Raw genomic sequence first — 15418 nt, 5'->3', positions numbered from 1 at the left:
CCGGGCTACGGAAAATGAGCAGGAGAGACTACCGCGCCGGCACGGCCGCGTCCGCGGCCGGCTGCGTGCGGCCGCCGCCGCGCATCCGCGCCAGGAGCTCGGCGGTCGGCCAGGAATCCGCCGGCAGGCCGTACTTCATCTGCATCGCCTTGATCGCGCTGCGGCTGGCCTGGCCGAGCACGCCGTCGATCTTGCCGACATCGTAGCCGGCGCGCGCCAGCAGCGATTGCAGCTCCTTGATCTCGTTGAACGGCAGCTGTGCGACCGGCGCGTGCGGCCGCTGCATCGGCGGCGCGCCCGCGATGCGGCCGGCGAGATAGCCGGCGGTGGTCGAATAGATCAGCGAGTTATTCCACTCGGTGTAGGCGGCGAAGTTCGGGTAGGCGAGGAACGCCGGACCCATCCGGCCCATCGGCAGCAGCAGCGAGGCTGGCATCTCGTCATTGGCGAGCGGCTTGCCGTCGGTCGAGGTGACGCCGAGCGACGCCCATTTCGCGCGCGGCAGCTTGATGGTGAGGTCGGCCTGGTCCCACGGAAAATTCGTAGCCTGCGGCACGCGCACCTCCTGCAGCCACGGCTCGCCGCGCCGCCACTTCAATCCGTTTGCGATGTAGTTCGCGGTCGAGCCGATCACGTCGGGCCCGCTCTGCAGGAGATTGCGATGGCCGTCGCCGTCATAGTCGACGGCATAGTTGAAATAGTGCGTCGGCAGGAATTGCGTCTGGCCGAGCTCGCCGGCCCATGAGCCGATCATCTCGTCGGGCGAGAGGTCGCCACGCTCGATGATCTTCAGCGCGGCGATGGTCTCGCCCTGGAACATCTCGGAGCGGCGGCAGTCATAGGCCAGCGACACCAGCGATTTCAGCGTCGGCAGATTGCCCATCTGGACGCCGAAATCGCTCTCCAGTCCCCAAAACGCGGCGATCACCGCCGGCGGCACGCCATATTCCTTCTCGGCGCGCGCGAACGCGGCCGCGTAGGTCCGGATGTATTGCTGGCCCTGCTGCATCCGATAGTTCGCGGCCATGCGGCCGGCGAACTGGGTGAAGATCTGCCCGAACACGCGCTGGCCGCGGTCGCGGTTGACGATGCCCTGGTCGTAGACGAGGTACGGCGCGGCCTCCGCGATCGTGCGCTGCGAGACGCCGGCGGCGACCGCCTTCTGCTTCAGCTCGGCGAGGAAGCGATCGAAACTCTGGCCGTTGTGGCAGGACGCAGCCCGCGGCGACGCCACCGCGGCCGGGCGCGCCCGGACCGGGGCAGCGCCTGCGGGATTGGGCAGCGGCTGCTGCGCCAAGGCGAGGGAGGAGGCCAGCGGGGAGAGCGCCAGCGCGCCTGCGATCGTTGCGATCATGATCGGGGCGCGGAGCAGAGAAGCTGGCATCGATGTCACCGGCTGGAAGGGGGAGAACAAGGCCCATCCTGCATACACCAGGGCGACACCGGGCAACAACGGGGGTGCCCGGCTTTAGACCAATTGGGCTGAGGCAGGTCGAGCCACCGCCGCTATGATCGGCCAAGTGATTCGCGGGCAGGGGTGTCGGCGGATCGATCACGCCCGGAGGGACCCATGTGGAGTTTTCTCGAGCGTCTTTTGGATTCGTCGACGTTTTCGCCACACGGCATCTGCCTGTTGTGGGAGCCCGAGCTGATCTGGCTCCACGTGATTTCAGACGCGATCATTGCCGCTTCGTATTTCTCGATCCCGTTTGCGCTGGCGATCCTCGTCTCCAAGCGGCGCGACTTCCAGTTCGGCTGGATGGCGTGGCCGTTCGCCGCCTTCATCCTCGCCTGCGGCCTCACCCATGTGTTCTCGATCTACACGCTGTGGGTGCCGATCTACGGCCTCGAAGGCCTGCTCAAGGCGCTGACCGCGATCGCCTCGATCTTCACCGCGGTGCTGCTCTGGCCGCTGATCCCGAAGATCCTGGCGATCCCGACCGAACAGCAGTTGCGCGAGGCACACGTGGCGCTCGCCGAGGAGGGACGGCAGCGCCAGCGCTCCGAATTCCTGCTCGAGCGCTTCCGCGAGGCCGAGGCCAATGAGAGCAAGATCCGCCAGGCGCAGAAGATGGAAGCGGTCGGCCAGCTCACCGGTGGCATCGCGCACGACTTCAACAACATCCTCACCGTCATCACCGGCACCATCGACATCCTGGCCGAGGCGGTCACCCACAACCGCCAGCTCACCGAGATCACCTCGCTGATCCGCGACGCCGCCGAGCGCGGCGCGTCGCTGACGCGGCATCTGCTCGCGTTCGCGCGCAAGCAGCCGCTGCAGCCGAGCGATGTCGACATCAACGCGCTGATGGTCGACACCATCGAGCTGCTGCGGCCGACCATCGGCGACCATGTCGATATCGATTTCCGCCCGATGCCCGATCTGCCGCGCGCGCTGGTCGATTCCAACCAGCTCGTCACCGCGATCATCAACCTGGCGCTGAATGCGCGCGATGCGATGCCGAAGGGCGGCCGGCTCCGGATCGAGACCCGCACCGCCGAGCTCAGGCCATCCGACGTGCATGGCCATGACGGGCTCGCCGCCGGCGACTATGTCGCGATCGCGTTGATCGACAACGGCCAGGGCATCGCGGAGCGCGATCTGGCCAAGGTGTTCGAGCCGTTCTTCACCACCAAGGATGTCGGCAAGGGCACCGGCCTCGGGCTTTCCATGGTCTACGGCTTCGTCAAGCAATCCGACGGCCACATCGCGCTCGAGAGCGAGGTCGGCCGCGGCACCAGGGTGGTGCTCTACCTGCCGCGCGCCGCGGTGGTCTCGCCGGCCGCGGCGCCGGGCCGGCGGCAGCCGGACGTGCGCGGCACGCAGGAAATCGTTCTGGTGGTCGAGGACGACAAGCTGGTGCGCTCTTACGTTCTGACCCAGATCGAGAGCCTCGGCTACACGACGCGCTCGGCCAACAACGGCGCCGAGGCGCTCGCCGTGCTCGACAGCGGTACGCCGGTCGATCTCCTGTTCACCGACGTCATCATGCCTGGCGCGATGAACGGACGCGACCTTGCGACCGAGGCGCTGAAGCGCCGGCCCGGCCTGCGCGTGCTGTTCACGTCGGGCTACACCGATGACGCCATCGATCAGGATGGCAAGCTCGAGCAGGGCATCCTGTTCCTGGCCAAGCCCTACAGCCGCGCCCAGCTCGCCCGCATGCTGCGGGTCGCGCTGCGCGAGGAAGAGGCGGCGATCGCGCAGGAACCGGCGGAGTAATTCGCAAGCTCGTAGCCCGGATGGATTCGTAGCCCGGATGAAGCGCAGCGCAATCCGGGGCAGTCTGTCCGCGGTGAGATAGTCCCGGATTACGCTGCGCTTCATCCGGGCTACGGATCGCGCCGCACATGACCAATCGTTAATCCCCGCCGCGTCGCTGCGACGCACTGGTTCCTCTTGCGGCTTCAGCCGCAAAATCCCTACCTCAGCGGCGTCAGTTGTGGCAGCATTCCGCTCGCCGTGAGGGAACAACGATGAACTATTTCCGCACCGCGCTCCTGCTTGCCGGCCTCACTGCCCTGTTCATGGGCGTCGGCTATCTGATCGGCGGCGGCACCGGCGCCGTGATCGCGCTGATCGTCGCGGCGGCGACCAATCTGTTCACCTACTGGAATTCCGATCGCATGGTGCTGTCGATGTACGGCGCCCATCAAGTCGACGCGCGTTCGGCGCCGGATCTCTACAATCTCGTCGCCGAGCTGGCGCAGCGCGCGAGCTTGCCGATGCCGCGCGTGTTCGTGATGGACGAGGCGCAGCCCAATGCATTCGCGACCGGCCGCAACCCGGAGAATGCGGCGGTTGCCGTCACCACCGGATTGATGCAGCAGCTCAGCCGCGAGGAGCTCTCCGGCGTGATCGCGCACGAGCTCGCGCATATCAAGCATCACGACACGCTGACCATGACGATCACCGCGACGATCGCCGGTGCGATCTCGATGCTGGCGCAGTTCGGCATGTTCTTCGGCGGCAACCGCAACAATAACGGCCCGGGCATCATCGGCTCGATTGCGATGATGATCCTGGCGCCGCTCGGTGCGATGCTGGTGCAGATGGCGATCAGTCGCACCCGCGAATATGCCGCCGACAATTATGGTGCGCGCATCGTCGGCCAGCCGATGTGGCTGGCGTCGGCGCTCGCGAAGATTGAGAACGCCGCGCATCAAGTGCCGAACATGGAGGCGGAGCGCAATCCGGCCACCGCGCACATGTTCATCGTCAACCCGCTGTCGGGCCACGGCGTCGACAATCTGTTCGCGACCCACCCCTCGACCGCGAACCGCATCGCAGCGCTGCAGCAACTCGCAGCCGAGCTCGGCACCCAGACCGCGCCGCGCCCGGCGGGCGCGGCCTATCCGCCGCGCAGCCCATGGGGCGGTGCCTCGGGCCAGCGCGGGCCGTGGGGTTAGGGCGAGGTGAGATCAGGCTGAATTGCAGCGGCCAAGGCGGTGTGCTCCCTCGCCCTGTTCTTACGGGGAGAGGGTTGGGGTGAGGGGCTGTCGCCGCAGATGCGGCGATAGCTGCATTCGCGGAGAATCCCCCTCACCCGGAACGCGTCTAACGATGCGTTCACCTCTCCCCGCACGCGGGGCGAGGTGAAGTGAATCGCCCCGTCACGCGCTCGCCGTGTCCAGCCGTTCAATTTGGCTCTTGCTCAGCTCCAGCTTCGCCGCCGCAACCAGCGTTGCGACCTGCTCCGGCTTGGTGGCGCTGGCGATCGGTGCGGTGACGCCGGGCTTTGCCATCAGCCAGGCGAGTGCCACTGCGGCCGGCTCGGCGCGGGTCTCTGCGGCGACCTCGTCGAGGCCGGCCAGTATCCGCATGCCGCGCGGGTTCATGTATTTCGGAATGCTCCGCGTCCCGCGCGGGCTCTTGGCGAAGTCGCTCTCCGAGCGATATTTGCCGGTCAGGAAGCCCGCGGCGAGCGAGAAGAACGTGATCACGCCGACGTCATTCTCGACACAGACGCGTTGCAGCGCGCCCTCATAGCTCGACCGCTCCGCCAGGCTGTATTCGGGCTGCATGCTCTCGTAGCGCGGTAGCCCGTTGGCCTTGGAAATATCCAGCGCGCTCTTCAGCCGCTCGGCGGAGAAGTTCGAGGCGCCGATCGCCCTGACCTTGCCGGCCTTGATCAGTCTGTCATAGGCCGCGAGCGTCTCTTCCTGCGGCGTCGTCTCGTCGTCCTTGTGCGACTGGTAGAGATCGATGTGATCGGTCTGCAGCCGGCGCAGCGAGTCCTCGACGGCGCGCGCGATGTAGTCCGGCTTCAGCCCGACATTGCTGCCCCCCATGTCCATGCCGACCTTGGTGGCGAGGATGATGCGGCTGCGGTTGCCGCGCGCCTTCATCCATTTGCCGATGATGGTCTCAGACTCGCCGCCCTGATGGCCCGGCACCCAGCGCGAATAGACGTCGGCCGTGTCCAGGAACGTCAGCCCCTGATCGAGCACGATGTCGAGCAAGCGGAATGACGAGGCCTCGTCCACGGTCCAGCCGAACACGTTGCAGCCGAAGCACAGGGGAGGAACGGTGAGGCCGGAGCGGCCGAGTGCGCGATGCTTCATGTTTGTTCTTTCGCTTGTTCTTGTACTTGTTCTTGCGCTTGTTCTTGCGCTTGTTCTTGATGGCAGGCGCCGGACACTGCGGCAGATTGCCCTTGTTTGCAAGGCGTTGTGCCGGCCGCATGATGCGAGGCAAAGCCGCGGCCGAGATCCGCTTCGGGCTGTCGTGGGCACACCATGCTCGCGCGTGTGTCAGGCGCACTGCCCTACAGCGCCGCGTCGATCATGGTTCGATTTTCGTGACGGCACAGGGAACGCGATTTCATTTGCCGGGCGGTTGGTGTAGATTGCGCCGCGAGCTGCCACCGGTCACGCCGAATTCCGGAGAATGCGCGGCAGCGAGACTGGCCATCGGCAGGCCGCTTCTTCCTCATTTCAGTACGAAATCTTCTGCCTGGGCCCGGCGCCCGGGTGAATGTCGTTTTCATTCCAGCCAAACGGAGCGATTGCCATGCATTTCTGCTTCTCTGGTGAATACACCCCGCGTTCCCTCAACAACATCATGGAAAACCCGTCGACCAACCGCTACGAGGCGGCGAGGAAGTTGATCGAGGCGGCCGGCGGCAAGTTGATTTCGATGTACAGCACCTCGGCCGATGGCCCCGGCGTGATGGTGATCTTCGACGTGCAGGATCCGAGCTTCGCGCCGGCGATCAGCGGCGTGGTCGTGGCGGCCGGCGCCATGCAGAATGTGCGGCTGGTGCGGCTCTTCACCCAGGACGAGATCAAGGTGGTGCGTCAGCACGCGACCAAGCTCAAGGCCGCCTACACGCCGCCCGGTGGCTAGCAGGGCGGACGTTCAGGATCCGCGCAGATCGATCTGACACAGTCGTCTCTCTCGCGCGGCGGCGCCTCCGGGCGCGCCGCGCGAAGGCGAGGGCCGTTGCGCGCCACAGATCCGGGGCGCCGTCAACGGATGAGCAGTCGCTCAGGCGGATGTCCTGCGCGCATGCCGGCTCGCAAGCCCCGGCTGGTTGTGCCGTCGCATGACGTCCGCCACCTCGTACCGCAGGTCCTTCGCCGCTCACGCGGGCCGCGGATCCAGGTATACGTAAAGCGCCGCAATCTTGCCGTCGCGCGCGATGATGAAATCGACGCCGGTGTAGGCGGGCGTCTCGCCTTGCGGCCCGGAGCCCCATGCCAGGCGTCCCGAATGATGCAGCGCCTGCGGCGCGCCATGCGGCGTGTAAACGAAGTGCGGATGCGTGGCGCGGAGATCGCCAGCGAACCTGTCGAGCGCATCGTGGCCCACGACAATGCCCGGCGGCGCGTAGACCACGCAATCCGCGGTGTAGAGCTCGTCGATGGCGGCCCGTCGGCGCACCGGATCGGCTTCGCCGAAAACCTCGGGGAGATTGCGGGTCAGCAGCGTTTCGATCACGCGCGAATCTACGCCCGCCGACAGCGGGACGCCGGTTTTGCTGGCATGCTTGTTCATTCGAGATCTCCATGTCACACCCCAAGATCATGTGGCCGCAGGCGCCGTTGCGAAACGGCAAGGATGGAAAGGCATCGTTTCACGGTTTGATGCGTCGAGGTGACGGCCGTGGGTGATGCGCCGGGTCGTACGGCCGCGCGAAATGGAGTAGAGAGTGCTCTGCCGCGGGCGAGCTGCACGGCGGCATTGAGGGGGGCGGGCTTGAGGTCCGCGGGGGTGAGGTCTGAAAGTGCATCACTCGGTTTCGATGTTGGGCCGCGCCGCGTCGGCGGTCCGCGCGGGATGGCCTGCCCGCATGGTCGGGCTGGCCTCGGCGCTCGTGATCGGTTGCGCCGTCATTGGCGTCGCGCCGCAGCGGGCGGCGGCGCAGGTGCCGTTCTCCCTGTTTCAACCGGCGCGACAGATCGAAGCTGCGAAGCCGCTGGCGCGTGACGTCACCGGGCCGCCGGCCGTGAGCCAGCGGCTCGACGGCACCGCGTTCTTTGTCGACGATCTCGGCCACATGCTCACCGCGCGCCATGCGGTCGCGGACTGTGCCCGCATTGTCGTCAGCAAGGAGGGGCGGGCCGTCGCGGCGCGCGTGGTGGCGCTGGCCACGACCGACATGGCCTTGATCAAGGTGCCGCGCACGCTCGGCCTGGCGGCGGTATTCCCGCGCGCTAGCGCGTCGGTTGCCAACGACATGGTGTTTGCCGAGGCCTATGACCGGCTGAAGCCGATGCTGGCGCATGGCGGATCGCTCGGCAATGCGTTCGTCGACACCACGCTGCGCGATCCCGAGCACCTCGTGCTGCGCTCGAACGTCACCTTCGGCACCAGCGGTGCGCCGGTGCTGGATTCCCGCGGCCTCGTCGAGGGCGTGGTGAGCCGCAGGACCACGATCGACCGCGTGCTTGCGGTCGATGCCGCGCACGCCAAATCCTTTCTTGCCGCGCATGGCGTCCGTTTCCAGGAAGACGACCGGCCGCAGATGAGCGGCACCGCGTCGCGCGCGCATCGCGCCGCCAGCATCTCGGCACGCGTCACATGCCTGCAACAATGACGGACTAGTTGCTGCAACCGCCAATACTCTCGCGTCGTCCCGTCAGCCTGCTGTCCGCGGTCAACCCTTGTCCAAAACCATGCTCATCTTGCGGGGCACGCTCGTGCTCTCGTTCGGCCTGCTGATCCTCGCCCCGGCGCCGGGCCATGCCCAGGACGCCAACTTTCGCAATCCCGAGCAGGCGCCGCCGTCATGGGCGCAGTTTGCCAAGCTGGTCAAATACCGCTTCGAGGAATGGGTCGCGGCCGACGAGACCGTTGCCAATCGCTTCCGCAACTGGGTCATCGAGCATTCCGGCAAGGAGAACGGGCCGCCGCCGACGCTCGTGGTGCGCGCCTGGCTCAATCCTGACGGCACCGTCGAGCGCGTCACGTTTCCCGCGCTCAGCGATGCCGGCGCCACCGAGGACCTGCGCACAATCCTGAAGCGCGGCAATGTCGGCGAGGCGCCGCCGCCCGAAATGCTGCAGCCGCTGAACCTGCGCTTCTCGCTCAATCTGCGCAAACCCTGAGCGGTCGGCTGCTCATCGGCATTGCGTGGCATCACCCCTCGTCATTCCGGGGCGAGCGAAGCGAGAGCCCGGAATCCATTCATCTACACGTCATGCGGCATGATGGATTCCGGGCTCGCGCCAAAGAGGCGCGCCCCGGAATGACGTGGGAGAGAGGCGCTGCGCCTCAGAGCGATCTCCGGTGTCGTCCTCGCTTCCGCTGGGACGACGTCGAAGAGTCTCGTCTACAATGCCGCCGCGGAGAATGGGTTCCGGCTTTCGCCGGGACGACGCATGGGGTGAACACCATGGCCAAACGACAGTCCGAATGTTCGCGGCGTACCTTGATCGCTGCCACCATCACGGGAATGCCCGCGGCGCTGCTGCTGCGCACCGCCGCGGCCTCCGACAAGATGACGAAGCCGCAGGCCGAATATCAGGACAGGCCGAACGGCATCTACTCCTGCGGGCTGTGCACGCTGTTCGTCGCGCCCGACGGCTGCAAGGTGGTCGAGGGCGCGATCAGCAAGGATGGCTGGTGCAAGGCCTTTGCGCCGGTCGATTGATCTTATAGCTCCCGCGCGTTCGAGAACGCGAACGACGACACCCGCCGCGTGGTCTCGTCGAGGATCAGGGTGCGCGTGATCGGCGGCTCGGCGCGCTGACTGCAGTTCTCGCGCTCGCAGAGCCGGCAGTTGACGCCGATCGGCGTGCCCTCGACCTTCTCCAGATCCATGCCGGTGGCATAGACGAGTTTTGCCGCATGCCGGATTTCGCAGCCGAGCCCGATCGCAAAGCGCGGTTGCGGCTGCGGATAGGGTGCCACCGGCCGCCGCACCGTCTGTGCGATCGAGAAGTAGCGCGTGCCGTCCGGCAGCTCGATCACCTGGCTGAGCAAGCGGTCGGGCATGTCGAAGGTCGAATGCACGTTCCACAGCGGGCAAGTGCCGCCGAACTTGGAGAACGGGAAAGTGCCGGAGGAAAACCGCTTCGACACGTTGCCGGCATTGTCGACGCGCAGCAGGAAGAACGGCACGCCGCGTGCGTTCGGCCGTTGCAGCGTGGTAAGGCGGTGGCAGACCTGCTCGAAGCCGGCATTGAAGCGCTGCGCCAGCACGTGGACGTCGTAACTCAGGGCTTCGGCCGCGGAATGGAACGCCTGATAGGGCATCATCGCGGCCGCCGCGAAATAATTGGCGAGCGTGATGCGATAAAGCCTGCGCGCGGTGTCGTCGAGCGGGCCGGCGCGGCTGACGATCGCGTCGATCGCGGCACCGGATTCGACGAAGCCGATTTGCAGCGCGAGCTGGAAGCTGCGGCCGGCACTGTCGACCAGCTCGGAGATCAGGATCTGGCGGCGATGGCGGTCGAAACGGCGCAGCGTCTCGCGCATCACGTCGACCGGCATCACGCGGGTGACGATCGAATGCTTTTCCCGCAGCCGCGTCGCGAGCGCCGTGAACAGGCCTTCGGTCGGCACGTTGAGCTCGTCGCGCAGATTCTCCGCCGCGGTCTCCAGCTCCGGAAAGTAATTGCGGTTGGCCTCGATCAAATCGCGCACGCGCTCGATCGGGTTGGCGTCGAACTGCGAGCCCTCGCGATCGGCCATCTGCGCCGCCACCAGCGTCTCGCCGCGGCGCGCCTCGGTATAGGCGGCGTAGAGCCGCTGCAACGCATGGGTCACGCCGGGGCAGAGCTCGGCGAGATCGCGCAACTCCTGCTTCGGCAGATCGATCTGGCGGAACAGCGGATCGGAGAAGATCTCGTTGAGTTCGGCGAAGAAGCGGTCCTCGTCGGCGGTGGCGAGATCGCGCAGATCGAGATCGTAGGTCTCGGCCAGCCGCAGCAGGATCTGCGCTGTCACCGGGCGCTGGTTACGCTCGATCAGGTTGATGTAGGAGGGCGAGATGCCGAGCCCCTCGGCGATCTGGGTCTGCGACAGGCCCAATTGCTGGCGGATCCGCCGGAACCGCGGACCGACGAACAGCTTCTTTCCAGACTCCCCCGGCATGGCAGTCTTCCTGACCTATATTGTGACAAAATTTACAAATCGACATTTATTACAAGTTCAGATGTTACATGACATCACCAATAAAAAACAAGGTATCTGTACGAACTTCGCCTTTTCGCGTTTATCTCCTGACACGCACTTCGCGATGCTCTGTCAAGAATGTCGGTACAGTGGGCAGGTCGTGGGGATCAGAATTCAGGCGGCTGAGCAGGCAGCAGGATTTTTTAGAGGAGACTGACGATGAGCAAGGGCAGCAATTTCTGGGTGATCGGCGGCGAGTTCGGCTCGATGAACTTCCACAAGCTCGTCGAAGGCTCCGCCCAGGTCCGCGGTCCGTTCAAGACCCGCAAGGAAGCCGAAGAGTGCTGGAAGGAAGTCTCCGAAGAGAGCCGCCACAAGGCCGGCGTGCGCTTCTCGATCGTCGAGGAGCCGTCGCGGGTTTCGGCCTGACACCAAATTATCTGAGCTAAGAAACGTCCAAGGACGGCGGCCCCATCCGGTTCATCCGGGTGGGGCCGACCGCTTTTTGGGACAGCGCCGGGGATCTTTCAGCTGGGGATAAGTGGCCGCCTAGAGCCTGTCCCGTTCCGATTGAATCGGAACGGGGCTCTAGATTCTTGTTTTGACGCGTTTTCTTCACGCGAACCGGGATCCACTTCGCTCGAAAACGCTCTAAGTGCTTGGGAACCAACGTCCTTTGCGGACGTCATGGTTGCTGATAGGTTAATGGGTAAGGCAACCCGTCACCTACGAGGCCGTAAGGCATGTCCGATCCGCAGAACACCGGCAGCGAGGCGCGCGAGATGCGGCCGACGCTGCGAGAGGCGCTGCGGCGGGCGCGGATCGAGGCGGCCGACCGCACCGGCGTCGTGGTCGAATTGCGCGATGCCGAGGTGGCGCGGCTCGAGATCCTCAACGACGCGCTCGATCCGCTGTTCGCGCAGGTGCCCGACAAGGTCGATCTGTTCGATCGCGGCATCAGCCAGGGCGAGACGCCGCGGCTGTGGATCGATGTGGTCGCGCATGTGCTGATGGGTCGCGACAAGCGCATCTACCGTTTCGTGCAGGACACCCGCTTCGGCCGCATCGTGCTCGCCGAATCGCACGACGTCGCCGTGATCGTCGATGCGGTCACCGACTATGTCGCGCGGCGCATGATCGAGCGCGAGCATGCGATGGTGGCAACGCCGCTTCCGGTCGCCGAGCCGCCGGCACCGCCACCCGCGCCGGTCGTGGCGCCGAAGCGCCGCGGCGGGGTCGGCATGTTCGTGCTCGGCTTCGTCCTGGGCGCGCTGGCGCTGTTCGGCTTCGCGTTGCTGGCGAGCTTGCAGAATTTCTAGCCGCTGAGGGGCGGGGGGCATCGTGGTCATAACACCCGCCTCGGCATTTTTCGGCGTCCTGGCGGCCGCCGCGGTGGTCGGCAGCGCTGTGCTGTTCGGCAAATGGCAGACGCTGCGGCGCGCCGAATATATCCGCACCTTCAAATGGCCGGCGGGCCTGCTGGACCGGCTCGAGAAGCATCACCCCGGCTTCACCCGCAAGGACAGCGCGCTGGTCTCGCGCGGCCTGCGGCAATTCTTCCTCGCCTATCTGATGAGCGGCAAGCGCTACGTCTCGATGCCGTCGCAAGCCGCCGACGACCTCTGGCACGAATTCATTCTTTACACCCGCGAATACGACGCGTTCTGCCGGCGCGCCTTCGGCAGCTTCCTGCATCACACGCCCGCGGTCGTACTGGTGAAGGAGCGCCGCCGGAGCAATGAGGGGCTGCGGCGGGTCTGGTGGTACTGCTGCAAATACGAGAACATCGATCCTATCAGGCCGACGCGGCTGCCGCTGTTGTTCGCGCTCGATGCCAAGCTGAACATCGCGAACGGCTTCATCTACCACACCGACTGCGAGGCGCTGCGCCGCAGCGGCATCGGCGGCAGCAGCCCCTATTGCGGCGGAGATTTCTCGGACTCGTCGATCGATGGATCGTCAGCCGGCTTCGGCGACGCCGGCAGCGATGGGAGCAGCGGCGGCGATGGGGGTGGTCACGGCGGCGGTGATGGCGGTGGCGGCGATGGTGGAGGCGGCGGCGACAGCGGAGGCGGCTGCGGCGGTGGTTGTGGCGGCGGAGGCGGGGACTAGAGCGTTTTCGAGCGAAGTGGACACCGGTTCGCGTGAAGAAAACGCGTCAAAACAAAAAGCTCTAGGACAACCGCGCTTGCTTGAGCTCGCGAATGCCGTCGTGACTGCCGAGGCCGCGCACGGTCTGCTCGCAGCGCCAGCCATTGCCGTCATGCTCGATCGAGAACAAATTGTAGGCCGCCGCAGGATAGTGCTTGCGCGCCAGCGCCGATGCCGACGGCACGCCGATCGCCGGGATCTTGCGCTCGGGCCCGTCGAACCACATCGTCGAATGGATGTGGTCGTGGCCATGCAGCACCAGCTCGACGCCGTGCCGCTTGAGCAGCGCCAGCAGCTGATGCGAATCGGTCAGCCGCTTGGCGCGCCCGTCTGAGTGCAGCGGGTGATGCACCAGCAGGACGCGGAAGGCATCCTCCCGCGACAGCTGCGCGAGGATCGCATCCAGCGCGGTGAGCTGGGCATGGCCGAGCCAGCCGGTCGCCATCAGCGGCGGCGTCGGCACCGCCGAGGAGACACCGATCAGCGCCACCGGGCCACGACGGCGCACGAACGGAAAATGCGCCGCCGCGCCGTCGGCGTCGCCGCGCAGATAGTCGCCGAACTGACTGACGAAGCGATGCCGGGTGGCGCGCACATAGGCGTCGTGATTGCCGGGGACCACGGTGACGTCGGCCGCACCGCCGACGCCCTCCAGCCATTGCCGCGCCGGATTGAACTCGGCATCCAGCGCCAGGTTGACGAGGTCGCCGGTCACGGCGATGTGGTCCGGCTGCTGCGCCTGCATGTCCGACACCAGCGCGTCGAGCACGTCGCGGCGGTGATATTTGTGACGGTTGCGCGTCCAGTTCAAATAGCCGAAGGCGCGCTTGCCGGCGAGATCGCGTAGCCGCGCCGCCGGCAGCGGCGGCAGATGCGGGTCCGACAGATGCGCGAGGCGGAACGCCGCCATCATGCGATTCCCTTCGGATTGTCCGCGAAAAGTGGCCGGCAGCCGGTCATGTCGTGCTATCCCGAACGTGCTGCCCTGTATTGGCAAGAGCTGCGCAGCTGCGCAAGGATCAATGCAAGGATTCAAGCATGGATCAAACACCATGATGTCGAGGCTTCAGTGACGGTCCTGCTGACTTTACGCAAACGCTACGAGCCGCAGATCAGGTGGGTGTTTCATTTCTACTGGCGGTTGGTCCGCAGCATGACGCTGGGCGTCCGCGCTGTCGTGCTCGATGCCGACAACAAGGTGTTCCTGGTCAAGCACAGCTATGTCCATGGCTGGTATCTGCCCGGCGGCGGGGTCGAGGTTGGCGAAAGTTTTATCGAGTCGCTGCGGCGCGAGCTGGAGGAGGAGGGGCGGATCGAGCTCGTGGGCGAGCCGGTGCTGCACGGCATCTTCCACAACAGCCACGTCTCGCCGCGCGATCATGTCGCGGTCTATATCGTCCGGAACTACCGGCAGGACCGCCTGCCGGAGCCGAATCGCGAGATCGTGGCCTGCGGCTTCTTCGATCCGGCCGATCTGCCCGACGAGACCACCCCCGGGACGCGGCTGCGGATATCAGAGGTGCTCGAGGGCAAGCCGCCGACGGCGACATGGCGGTGATGTCGCCGACGGCGACGCGGCGGTGATGGACCGCGCCCGCGCCAGATGCTATCCCGCGCCCATAATGACCGAACTGTCCCTGACCATCCTGCCCGAGACCCCGAAAGACGCCCAGGCGATCGAGCGCCTGCACGAGCGCACCTTCGGGCCCGGCCGCTTCGTGCTTAGCGCCTACCGGCTACGCGAGCATGTCGATCATCTGCTCGATGTCTCCTTCACGGCGCGGATCGGCACGCTGCTGGTCGGCTCGGTGCGCCAGCTGCCGGTCACGATCGGCGACACGCCGGCCCTGATGCTCGGGCCGCTGACCGTCGAGCCACCGTTCCGCAGCCGCGGCGTCGGCCGCGCGCTGCTCGAGCGCGCGATCAATGATGCCCGCGCCAAGGGCCACCGGCTGATCGTGCTGGTCGGCGACGAGCCGTATTATGCGCGGGTCGGCTTCAAGCCGGTCCCGAAGGGGCGGATGACGATGCCCGGCCCGGTCGACTACAGTCGCCTGCTTGTCATGGAACTGGTCGACGGCGCGTTCGAGGGTGTGTCCGGGGCGATTCAGCCGGACTGGAGCAAGGCGATCTGACGTTTCCGCGAGTGTTGCCGGAACGGTTGCGCGCCTTCGGAAACTGAAGCACAGTTGAGGCAAGCGCCGGGACAAGACCGGCGCATGTCAACTCAACAGGGAGAGTGCGCGCCATGATCAAGGTCAGTGTGATGTATCCGAACAATCCAGGCGCACGCTTTGATCACGACTATTATCGCGACAAGCACATGCCGCTGGTGAAGGCGCGGCTCGGCGACGCCTGCAAATACTACACCGTCGACAAGGGTCTCGCCGGCGGCGCGCCGGGGCAACCCGCGACCTATGTCGGCATGTGCCACATCTTCTGCGACTCGGTTGAGGCCTTTGCAGCCGGCATGGGCAAGCACGCCCAGGAGATCATGGGCGACATTCCGAACTACACCGATCTGCAGCCGGTGATTCAGATCAGCGAAGTCGTCGTCGGGCATTGACGACTGAGTTCGTAGCCCGGATGGAGCGAAGCGAAATCCGGGACAGTCTCGACGCGGAAGTGGTGTCCCCGGATTGCGCTGCGCTTCATCCGGGCTACGCGACGAAAAATCCCTCTGCCGCTGACGGCAGAGGGACA

17 protein-coding genes are annotated in these 15418 nt (G+C 65.9%); 12 read left to right on the top strand and 5 right to left on the bottom strand.

From position 1 onward, the window contains the following. Positions 1 to 28: 28 nt before the first annotated feature. Positions 29 to 1384 (bottom strand): lytic murein transglycosylase, encoded by a 1356-nt coding sequence (locus BRSPCE3_RS16670; RefSeq protein ID WP_244067023.1) that lies wholly within the window; start codon positions 1382 to 1384, stop codon positions 29 to 31. A 186-nt stretch (positions 1385 to 1570) separates the two neighbouring features. Here BRSPCE3_RS16670 and BRSPCE3_RS16665 point away from each other — a divergent pair, with 186 nt between their 5' ends. Both BRSPCE3_RS16665 and htpX read left to right on the top strand, forming a co-directional pair. Next, positions 1571 to 3223, top strand: a complete 1653-nt coding sequence (locus BRSPCE3_RS16665; protein ID WP_244067021.1) for an ATP-binding protein — start codon at positions 1571 to 1573, stop codon at positions 3221 to 3223. A gap of 254 nt (positions 3224 to 3477) precedes the next feature. After that, positions 3478 to 4410: a zinc metalloprotease HtpX gene (gene htpX / locus BRSPCE3_RS16660; RefSeq protein WP_244067019.1), complete on the top strand. Its 933-nt coding sequence runs from the start codon at positions 3478 to 3480 to the stop codon at positions 4408 to 4410. Positions 4411 to 4614: 204 nt separating this feature from the next. Here htpX and BRSPCE3_RS16655 read toward each other — a convergent pair whose 3' ends face one another. Next, positions 4615 to 5565, bottom strand: a complete 951-nt coding sequence (locus BRSPCE3_RS16655; RefSeq protein WP_244067018.1) for an aldo/keto reductase — start codon at positions 5563 to 5565, stop codon at positions 4615 to 4617. A gap of 448 nt (positions 5566 to 6013) precedes the next feature. Between BRSPCE3_RS16655 and BRSPCE3_RS16650 the strand changes: the two genes are divergently transcribed. Next, a complete protein-coding gene (locus BRSPCE3_RS16650) occupies positions 6014 to 6349 on the top strand; it encodes a GYD domain-containing protein (RefSeq protein ID WP_244067016.1) in 336 nt (111 codons plus the stop codon). Between the two features lie 237 nt (positions 6350 to 6586). Here BRSPCE3_RS16650 and BRSPCE3_RS16645 read toward each other — a convergent pair whose 3' ends face one another. After that, positions 6587 to 7000 (bottom strand): nuclear transport factor 2 family protein, encoded by a 414-nt coding sequence (locus BRSPCE3_RS16645; protein WP_244067015.1) that lies wholly within the window; start codon positions 6998 to 7000, stop codon positions 6587 to 6589. Between the two features lie 295 nt (positions 7001 to 7295). On the opposite strand from BRSPCE3_RS16645, the gene BRSPCE3_RS16640 reads away from it, so the two are divergent. From BRSPCE3_RS16640 to BRSPCE3_RS16630, 3 genes are all read left to right on the top strand, one after another. Next, positions 7296 to 8042, top strand: a complete 747-nt coding sequence (locus BRSPCE3_RS16640; RefSeq protein ID WP_244067014.1) for a serine protease — start codon at positions 7296 to 7298, stop codon at positions 8040 to 8042. Positions 8043 to 8121: 79 nt separating this feature from the next. Beyond that, on the top strand, positions 8122 to 8553 hold the full coding sequence (locus BRSPCE3_RS16635; RefSeq protein ID WP_244067012.1) for a hypothetical protein: 432 nt from the start codon (positions 8122 to 8124) through the stop codon (positions 8551 to 8553). A gap of 287 nt (positions 8554 to 8840) precedes the next feature. Beyond that, positions 8841 to 9098: a hypothetical protein gene (locus BRSPCE3_RS16630; protein ID WP_244067011.1), complete on the top strand. Its 258-nt coding sequence runs from the start codon at positions 8841 to 8843 to the stop codon at positions 9096 to 9098. 2 nt (positions 9099 to 9100) lie between these two features. On the opposite strand, the gene BRSPCE3_RS16625 is transcribed toward BRSPCE3_RS16630, so the two are convergent. Further along, a complete protein-coding gene (locus BRSPCE3_RS16625) occupies positions 9101 to 10543 on the bottom strand; it encodes a short-chain fatty acyl-CoA regulator family protein (RefSeq protein ID WP_244067009.1) in 1443 nt (480 codons plus the stop codon). A gap of 240 nt (positions 10544 to 10783) precedes the next feature. Here BRSPCE3_RS16625 and BRSPCE3_RS16620 point away from each other — a divergent pair, with 240 nt between their 5' ends. From BRSPCE3_RS16620 to BRSPCE3_RS16610, 3 genes are all read left to right on the top strand, one after another. Beyond that, a complete protein-coding gene (locus tag BRSPCE3_RS16620) occupies positions 10784 to 10993 on the top strand; it encodes a hypothetical protein (RefSeq protein WP_016839740.1) in 210 nt (69 codons plus the stop codon). A gap of 314 nt (positions 10994 to 11307) precedes the next feature. Beyond that, complete coding sequence (locus BRSPCE3_RS16615) at positions 11308 to 11883, top strand: hypothetical protein (RefSeq protein WP_244067008.1); 576 nt, start codon at positions 11308 to 11310, stop codon at positions 11881 to 11883. A 22-nt stretch (positions 11884 to 11905) separates the two neighbouring features. After that, positions 11906 to 12676 carry a hypothetical protein gene (locus tag BRSPCE3_RS16610; protein ID WP_244067007.1) on the top strand — a complete coding sequence of 257 codons (771 nt, stop codon included), beginning with the start codon at positions 11906 to 11908 and terminating at the stop codon, positions 12674 to 12676. A 61-nt stretch (positions 12677 to 12737) separates the two neighbouring features. On the opposite strand, the gene BRSPCE3_RS16605 is transcribed toward BRSPCE3_RS16610, so the two are convergent. After that, positions 12738 to 13625, bottom strand: coding sequence for a metallophosphoesterase (locus tag BRSPCE3_RS16605; RefSeq protein ID WP_244067005.1), 888 nt, complete (start codon positions 13623 to 13625; stop codon positions 12738 to 12740). A 159-nt stretch (positions 13626 to 13784) separates the two neighbouring features. Here BRSPCE3_RS16605 and BRSPCE3_RS16600 point away from each other — a divergent pair, with 159 nt between their 5' ends. From BRSPCE3_RS16600 to BRSPCE3_RS16590, 3 genes are all read left to right on the top strand, one after another. Then, positions 13785 to 14273: an NUDIX domain-containing protein gene (locus BRSPCE3_RS16600; protein ID WP_244067004.1), complete on the top strand. Its 489-nt coding sequence runs from the start codon at positions 13785 to 13787 to the stop codon at positions 14271 to 14273. A gap of 64 nt (positions 14274 to 14337) precedes the next feature. Then, entirely contained in the window at positions 14338 to 14850 is a 513-nt protein-coding gene (locus BRSPCE3_RS16595) for a GNAT family N-acetyltransferase (protein ID WP_244067003.1), read from the top strand. A gap of 113 nt (positions 14851 to 14963) precedes the next feature. Then, positions 14964 to 15281 (top strand): EthD family reductase, encoded by a 318-nt coding sequence (locus tag BRSPCE3_RS16590; RefSeq protein ID WP_016839733.1) that lies wholly within the window; start codon positions 14964 to 14966, stop codon positions 15279 to 15281. The last annotated feature ends 137 nt before the right edge of the window (positions 15282 to 15418 follow it).

The sequence above is a fragment of the Bradyrhizobium sp. Ce-3 genome, from assembly GCF_022835695.1.
Classification (GTDB): domain Bacteria; phylum Pseudomonadota; class Alphaproteobacteria; order Rhizobiales; family Xanthobacteraceae; genus Bradyrhizobium.
Note: the sequence above shows the minus strand (reverse complement) of the source record. Positions and strands in the feature narration are given on the sequence as shown.